Source organism: Arthrobacter sp. 2YAF22_2 (assembly GCF_052114645.1).
Taxonomy (GTDB): Bacteria; Actinomycetota; Actinomycetes; order Actinomycetales; family Micrococcaceae; genus Arthrobacter.
Window position 1 is genome coordinate 1 of the sequence record NZ_JBFRFD010000132.1, and the last position, 7,683, is coordinate 7,683.

Genomic DNA, 7,683 nt, shown 5'->3' on the forward strand with positions numbered 1-7,683 from the left:
GCACACCCGTCCGCGCCGCGCCGCGCAGCCCGCTCGCGGTCCGGATGCGGCCGCGCAGCCTCGACGACGTCGTGGGCCAGCAGCATCTCCTGGGTCACGGCTCGCCGCTGCGCCAGCTCGCGGCCGGCAGCGACGCCACCGGGCCGGCCGGTCCGAGCTCGCTGATTCTTTGGGGACCGCCGGGCACCGGCAAGACCACCCTCGCGCACGTGATCGCGAAGGGCCCTGGCCGCAAATTCGTGGAGCTCTCCGCCATCACCGCCGGGGTCAAGGACGTCCGCCGCGTCATGGACGAGGCCCTCACCGCGCGCGACCTGTTCAAGACCACCACCGTGCTGTTCCTGGACGAAATCCACCGCTTCAACAAGGCCCAGCAGGACGCCCTGCTGCCGGGCGTCGAGAACCGCTGGGTGGTCCTGGTCGCAGCCACCACGGAAAACCCCTCGTTCTCCGTGGTGTCCCCGTTGCTGTCCCGCTCCCTGCTGCTGACACTCAAGCCGCTCACCGACGCCGACGTCGAAGGGCTGCTGCAGAAGGCCGTCACCGACCACCGCGGCCTGAACGGCGCGGTGGAGCTCGGCGACGAAGCCCTGGCCCACCTGGTGCGGCTCTCCGGAGGGGACGCACGCCGGGCCCTGACCGCGTTGGAGGCCGCGGCCGGCGTCGCGTTCGGGGACGCGGACGACGCCGACGGGCCAGCCGGGGGAGACGGTGGGACGCCGGTAAAAATCGAACTCAAGCACACCGAACGGGCCCTGGACGTCGCCTCGGTGCGCTACGACCGCGCCGGCGACCAGCACTACGACGTCGCCAGCGCGTTCATCAAGTCCATCCGCGGCTCCGACGTCGACGCCGCGCTGCACTATCTGGCCAGGATGCTCGAAGCGGGGGAGGACCCCCGGTTCGTGGCCCGGCGGATCGTGATCTCGGCGGCCGAGGATGTCGGCATGGCCGACCCCACCGCATTGCAGACAGCGGTGGCCGCAGCCCAGGCGGTGCAGCTGATCGGCATGCCCGAGGGCCGCATCATCCTGGCCGAGGCGGTCGTCCACCTGGCCACCGCGCCGAAGTCGAACGCCGCGTACCTGGGCATCAACCAGGCGATCGCCGACGTCCGTGCCGGCCTCGGCAACGGCATCCCCGCGCACCTGCGGGACGCCCACTATCCGGGGTCGAAGCAGCTCGGCCACGGCAAAGGCTACAAGTACGCCCACGACGCCCCGCATTCAGTGGCCAGCCAGCAGTACCCGCCGGACGACCTGGTGGGCCGGAACTACTACCAGCCCACCGCCAACGGCGCTGAACGCGAGATCACCACCCGGCTGGAGCGGCTGCGAAAAATCATCCGCGGCAAATAGCGCAGGTATGGTCCGTGGTAGGATGGTTCGTTGTCTGGCAAGGCACGGACGCACAATCCCTTAAATTATCGGCAGGTTCTGCTGAATCGTGGGTTGGCCCTGTGCCCAGTAGCAAAAGGCAGCGGTTGGCCGATGCTCTCCATCGTGGAGGCCAGTAACACTGACACACCGCAGATATTGGAAGGACACAAGTGGCTAACAACACTCGTGCTCGCCGTACCGCACGCCTCTCGCGTGCACTCGGCATCGCTCTGACCCCCAAGGCCGCCAAGTACATGGAGCGCCGCCCGTACGGCCCCGGTGAGCATGGCCGTGCCCGCAAGAAGCAGGACTCCGACTACGCCGTACGTCTGCGCGAAAAGCAGCGTCTGCGCGCCCAGTACGGCATCCGCGAAGCCCAGATGACCCGCGCCTTCGAAGAAGCGCGCCGGACCAAGGGCCTGACCGGTGAAAACCTGATCGAACTGCTCGAAATGCGTCTCGACGCCCTCGTGCTGCGCGCCGGTTTCGCCCGCACCATCGCCCAGGCCCGCCAGCTGGTTGTGCACCGCCACATCCTCGTTGACGGCATCCGCGTTGACCGCCCGTCTTTCCGCGTCGGTGAGGGCCAGCTGGTCCACGTCCACAGCCGCAGCGAGACCATGCCTCCGTTCCAGGTCGCAGCAGCCGGCGCCCACCGCGACGTCCTGCCGATGGTTCCGGCCTACCTGGACGTCAAGCTCGACGCCCTGCAGGCCCGCCTGGTCCGTCGCCCGAAGCGCTCCGAGGTCCCCGTGACCTGCGAAGAGCAGCTCGTTGTGGAATTCTACGCACGCTAGATCCAGCGCGACACCTTACAAAGAAGCCCGTGGCARSCGCCGCGGGCTTCTTTGTATGTAAGGTACTTGGGGGAGTTCTCCGTATGCCGTGCGCGGCGGCCGGAGGACACTGCAGGAATCCACGTAGTTTCAAGGAGATGAACGTCTATGTCTGGTGGCGATATTGCCGGCCTGGTCGCGGCCGGGGTGTTTGCACTGCTGGTCCTGCTGCTCGCCGTACCCATCCTCAAGCTGGGCGGCGTGTTCGATGAGGTGCGCAGCAGCATCCGCTCGATCAGCGACGGCGCCACCCCGCTCATGGATGAAGTCACCGCCACCGTCTCCACCACCAACCAGCAACTGCAGAAGGTCGACGGGATCGCCGCCAACGTCTCCGACGCGTCGGCCAACATCTCGGCGTTGTCCTCGCTGGTCGCCGCGACGGTCGGCTCCCCGCTGATCAAGGTTGYCGCGTTCAGCTACGGCGTGCGCTCCGCGCTCTCCGCCCGCAAAAAGCCCGCCACCGGCCGTCGCAGCCGCTGACCAGGCTGACAGGAGCTGACATGAACAGAATCATCTGGATGGGCATTGGCGTCGCAATCGGCGTGATCGCCTTCCGCAAGATCACCGCGGCACAGTCCGCACTCGGCCCCGAGGGCCTGAACCGGGCCGTCGGCCGGCTCGCCGACGGCGTCTACGACTTCGCCGACGCCGTCCGCGTCGGCATGCGCGAGCGCGAAACCGAGCTCCGCTCCGCTCTTGGCGTGGACACCGCCGCAGATGCCGGCGCCGGCGCGCCCGCCCGGGATGCGGTCCGGCGCTAGCCGCGAGACAATGAGAAGCACGGCGCCTCCGGGCGTCCCTGCCGGACCGGACCGGCGCAGTCAAGCATTCCCCCGAGGCTGACAGAGCGGCGCCCCGCGCCCCGTACAGCCCCGGAACCAACGACGCTGCGGATATCGACGCAGTGATTGACAACGCAGTGAATGACGCAAGCAGTGCATATTGAAGGGTAAGTAACCACGTTATGAAGTCGCAGGAGATCACCAAGCGCTGGATCGACTTTTTTGTCAGCAAGGGCCACACGGCGGTGCCCTCCGCCTCCCTGGTCTCCAGCGACCCGTCCCTGCTGTTCACGGTGGCCGGCATGGTGCCGTTCATCCCTTACCTGACCGCGCGTGAGGAAGCACCGTACGCCCGGGCCACCAGCGTGCAGAAGTGCATCCGCACCGGCGACATCGAGGAAGTCGGCAAGACCGCCCGGCACGGCACCTTCTTCCAGATGTGCGGCAACTTCTCCTTCGGCGACTACTTCAAGGAAGACGCCATCAAGTTCGCCTGGGAATTGCTCACCACCGGCGTTGACGACGGCGGCTACGGCCTGCCGCCCGAGCGGCTGTGGGTCACGGTCTACGAAGAGGACGACGAAGCCAAGGAACTCTGGCTGAAGAACACCGGCGTGCCGGCCGAGCGGATCCAGCGGATGGGCAAGGCGGACAACTATTGGTCCACCGGCCAGCCCGGCCCTGCCGGCCCCTGCTCCGAGATCTACTACGACCGCGGACCGGCSTACGGCRTCGAGGGCGGCCCGCTGGCCGACGAGACGCGGTACATCGAAATCTGGAACCTCGTTTTCATGCAGTACCAGATCGACAATGTCCGCTCCAAGGTGGACTTTGACATCACCGGCGAGCTGCCGAAGAAGAACATCGACACCGGCCTCGGCATGGAGCGCCTCGCGATGATCCTGCAGGGCGTCGAGAACATGTACGAGACCGACCAGGTCCGACCCGTCATCGACAAGGCAGCGGCCCTGTCCGGCAAGGAGTACACCTCCGCCGAGACCCCCGAGGACCCGCACCACACGGACGACGTCCGSATGCGCGTSGTSGSMGAYCACATCCGYTCSGCCYTGATGCTGATCGCYGATGGCGTGACGCCCTCCAATGAGGGTCGCGGTTACGTGCTGCGCCGCCTGATCCGCCGCGCCGTGCGCTCGATGCGCCTGCTCGGCGTCGAACAGGCCTGCCTGCCCGAGCTGCTGCCCGCGTCCCGGGACGCCATGAAGGGTGTCTACCCGATCGTGGAGACCGACTTCGACCGGATCAGCCGGATCGCCTACGCGGAGGAGAAGGCATTCCTGCGCACCATCGCTTCGGGCACCGCGCGCCTCGAGGACGCCGTGAAGGAATCCAAGGCCGCCGGCCAGCCGCTCTCCGGCGCCGACGCCTTCGCCCTGCACGACACGTATGGCTTCCCGATCGACCTCACGCTGGAAATGGCGGAGGAAGCCGGGCTCAAGGTTGACGAGCCCGAGTTCCGCAAGCTCATGCTGGAGCAGCGCCAGCGGGCCCAGGCTGACGCCAAAGGCAAAAAGGGCGGCCACGCGGACCTCAGCGCGTTCCAGGAACTGCTCGCCGCGGGGGAGACTGTCTTCACCGGCTACACCGAGCTCGCCGGCGAATCCAAGGTCCGGGGCATCCTCTCCGCTGGCCGGAAGGTCTCCCAGGCGTCCACCGGCGATGAAATCGAACTCGTCCTGGCGGAGACGCCGTTCTACGCCGAGGCCGGCGGCCAGGCAGCCGACACCGGGCTGATCACCGGTGACGGCTTCGTCGTCGAGGTCCTGGACGTGCAGCGCCCGATCAAGGGACTGAGCGTGCACAAGGCAATCGTCCGCGAAGGCGAAATCGGTGCCGACTCGCAGGTCCTGGCCGCCGTGGACCGGGAACGCCGGCACGCCGCCGAGCAGGCGCACACCGGCACGCACATCGTGCACGCCGCGCTGCACCAGATCCTTGGCCCGGAGGCGCTGCAGCGTGGCTCCTTCAACAAGGCCGGCTACCTGCGCTTCGACTTCGCCTGGGGCGAAGGCCTCAGCACCGCCACCCGCTCCGAAATCGAGGAAGTCTCCAACATAGCCATCCGGAACAACTTCCAGGTGCAGACCAAGGTGATGGGCCTCGCGGAGGCCAAGGCGCTCGGTGCCATGGCCCTGTTCGGCGAGAACTACGGCAACGAGGTSCGCGTCGTGGAGATCGACGGCGCMTGGTCSCGTGAGYTRTGCGGTGGTACCCACGTGTCCAACACCTCGCTGATCGGCAGCTTGTCCCTGCTCGGCGAGCAGTCCGTCGGTTCGGGGAACCGGCGCGTTGAGGCCTTCGTCGGCATGGACGCGTTCCGGCACCTCGCCGCTGAGCGCGCCCTCGTCACGGAACTCACCGAAATGCTGAAGGTCCCCTCCGGCCTGCTCACCGAACGGATCGCCAACACCCTGACCAAGCTCAAGACGGCGGAGAAAGAGCTCGAGCGGCTGCGCAAGGAGCAGCTCACCGCTGCCGCCGCCCGGCTGGTGGGCACCGCCCAGGACGCCGCCGGCATCAAGGTCATCGCGCACGACGCCGGCCAGGTCAGCGGCGCGGACGACCTGCGCGGCCTGGCTCTCGACCTGCGCACCCGGCTCGGCTCGGACGCCGCCGCCGTGGCGGTGGCCGGGGTCAGCAATGACCGCCCCATGATCCTGATCGCCACGAACGAAGCGGCCCGGACCGCCGGTGTCAAGGCGGGTGCCCTCGTGCGCCTCGCTGCCGGCATCCTCGGCGGCGGCGGCGGCGGCAAGGACGACGTTGCCCAGGGTGGCGGCACCGACGCATCCAAGGTCGGCGCTGCCCTCGACGCCGTCGTCGATGCCATCACGAGGCGTTAGCCAGGAACCGCGAATGAGTGAATCGGCAGGACCCGACGGCTATCCCCGCGGTGTGAAACTCGGCGTGGACGTCGGCACCGTGCGGGTGGGCGTCGCGGTGTGCGACCGGGACGGTATCCTGGCCACGCCGCTGCGGACGCTGGCCCGGAACGTGAAGAAGAACACCGATGTGCAGATCCTGGCGAAACTCGCCCTGGAGCTGGAGGCGGTGGAGATTTTCGTGGGCCTGCCGCGCACCATGAAGGGCGAGGAGCACGCTTCTGCGCGAATGGCGTCCGAGTATGCCAAGCTACTGGTCGGTACACTCTCGGAGGCCGGATCCGGATTGCCGGTGAGGTTGGTTGATGAGCGGCTGAGCACGGTGACAGCCCACCGCGATCTGCACCAAGCTGGCATGAGCAGCCGGGACCACCGTAAAGTAGTGGATCAGGTTGCGGCCGCAGGTATCCTGCAGCATGCCATCGATATGCAAAAGGCCAGGGGAACGGATGTGGGAAGACGCGTCAGCGCAGACTTCACTCCGGGGTCACCCGGCGACGGCGCTCAGGCCGTCCCGGTAGTACACACGCATTCTGCACAACGCATTCTGCACAAAATGGAAGGCTACAGTGAGCCCGGTCAACAATGACGACTCCTCTGGTGCTGCCAATAGCGGCGCCGGCCGCCCGCTGACGCGCAAAGAGATTAGGGCCCAGGAAAAGTACCTGGCCACCCAAGGTCACGACATCATCCCGCCCCAGGCCTTCGAGACCGGGCGCGAAACTCCGGCGGCGGCTGCGGACACCCCTGAGGTCGGCCAGCAGCCGGTCCACGAGCAACCCGTCCACCACGAGCCCGTGGTCGAGGAGCCGGTCCACGAGGAGCCCGTGGTCGAGGAGCCCCACCACGAAGAGCATGTTCTCGACGGCGGCCACGAAGAGCACGTCGTCGACGACGGCGATCCCCACGAATACGCCGGCATGTCGCGCGAGGAAACCCTGCGCCGCGCGGACGAACTGCAGTACGGCAGCCCCTCCGCGCACGGCTACGACTCCCAGCACGCTGGCCTGCCCCCGTCATACGCCGACGATGAGGCCCACCATGTTTACGACGACGAAGCCGGCGACGGCCTGATGACCGGAGCCGCCGCCATTCCCACCGCCAAGGGGCCGTCCAAGAAGGTCCGACGACGACGCCGCGTCCTCGCCCTGGTCGTGACGCTGGCCGTCTTTGTGGCCGCGATCGTCGTCGGAGCGCAGTTCATTAAGCCGCTGCTGGGCGGCAACACGGTGGCAGACTACCCGGGCCCTGGCACCGGTGAAGTGACCATCACGGTGCCGGCCGGCGCAGGCCCCAAGTCTGTCGCCGCCGATTTGCAGGCCAAACAGGTGATTGCGAATCCGGACAACTTCATCAAGGCCTTCGCCGCCTCAGGCGGGGCCCTCAGCCCGGGAACCTTCACGATGCGCAAGGAGATGAACAACGCGGATGCGGTCTCAATCCTCCTGAACAAGGACCAAGCCAAGGTGATGTACTTTGCCCTCAGCGCCGGCATGCGCATCAACGACTCCCTCCAGGCCATCTCCGACGGCACCGGCGTCCCGGTGCCGCAACTCAAGGCGCTCAGTGACTCCCCGGCCCAGTTCGGCGTGCCGGCCAAGGCCAAGAACCTCGAAGGCTTCCTCTTCCCGGGTGAATACCGGTTCCCTTTGGGCACGTCCGCCAAAGACATCCTGAGCAAACTCGTCGGAAGCACCCTTGACGAGCTCAAGGCACAGGGAGTCACCGATCCGGCGAAGCAGTACGACGTCGTCACGGTCGCCAGCATCGTGCAGGCCGAAGG

At 67.3% G+C, this 7,683-nt stretch carries 7 protein-coding genes; all 7 read left to right on the plus strand.

Translation table 11 applies throughout. The features are described from left to right. Positions 1-1,358, plus strand: a 1,358-nt coding sequence (locus tag AB4Y86_RS07485) for a replication-associated recombination protein A (protein ID WP_441401504.1), incomplete at its 5' end; no start/stop codon positions are given. Positions 1,359-1,549: 191 nt separating this feature from the next. Then, positions 1,550-2,176 carry a 30S ribosomal protein S4 gene (gene rpsD, locus AB4Y86_RS07490; RefSeq protein ID WP_354236491.1) on the plus strand — a complete coding sequence of 209 codons (627 nt, stop codon included), beginning with the start codon at positions 1,550-1,552 and terminating at the stop codon, positions 2,174-2,176. Positions 2,177-2,323: 147 nt separating this feature from the next. Next, the gene (locus tag AB4Y86_RS07495) at positions 2,324-2,698 is read left to right on the plus strand and encodes a DUF948 domain-containing protein (RefSeq protein WP_441401506.1); all 375 of its coding nucleotides are present in this window, start codon (positions 2,324-2,326) and stop codon (positions 2,696-2,698) included. 20 nt (positions 2,699-2,718) lie between these two features. Then, positions 2,719-2,979, plus strand: a complete 261-nt coding sequence (locus tag AB4Y86_RS07500) for a DUF6167 family protein (RefSeq protein ID WP_441401508.1) — start codon at positions 2,719-2,721, stop codon at positions 2,977-2,979. 203 nt (positions 2,980-3,182) lie between these two features. Continuing rightward, a complete protein-coding gene (alaS, locus tag AB4Y86_RS07505; protein ID WP_441401510.1) occupies positions 3,183-5,861 on the plus strand; it encodes an alanine--tRNA ligase in 2,679 nt (892 codons plus the stop codon). Between the two features lie 13 nt (positions 5,862-5,874). Continuing rightward, the gene (gene ruvX / locus AB4Y86_RS07510; RefSeq protein ID WP_441401512.1) at positions 5,875-6,489 is read left to right on the plus strand and encodes a Holliday junction resolvase RuvX; all 615 of its coding nucleotides are present in this window, start codon (positions 5,875-5,877) and stop codon (positions 6,487-6,489) included. After that, positions 6,470-7,683, plus strand: a 1,214-nt coding sequence (locus AB4Y86_RS07515; RefSeq protein WP_441401514.1) for an endolytic transglycosylase MltG, incomplete at its 3' end; no start/stop codon positions are given. The genes ruvX and AB4Y86_RS07515, both read left to right, overlap by 20 nt.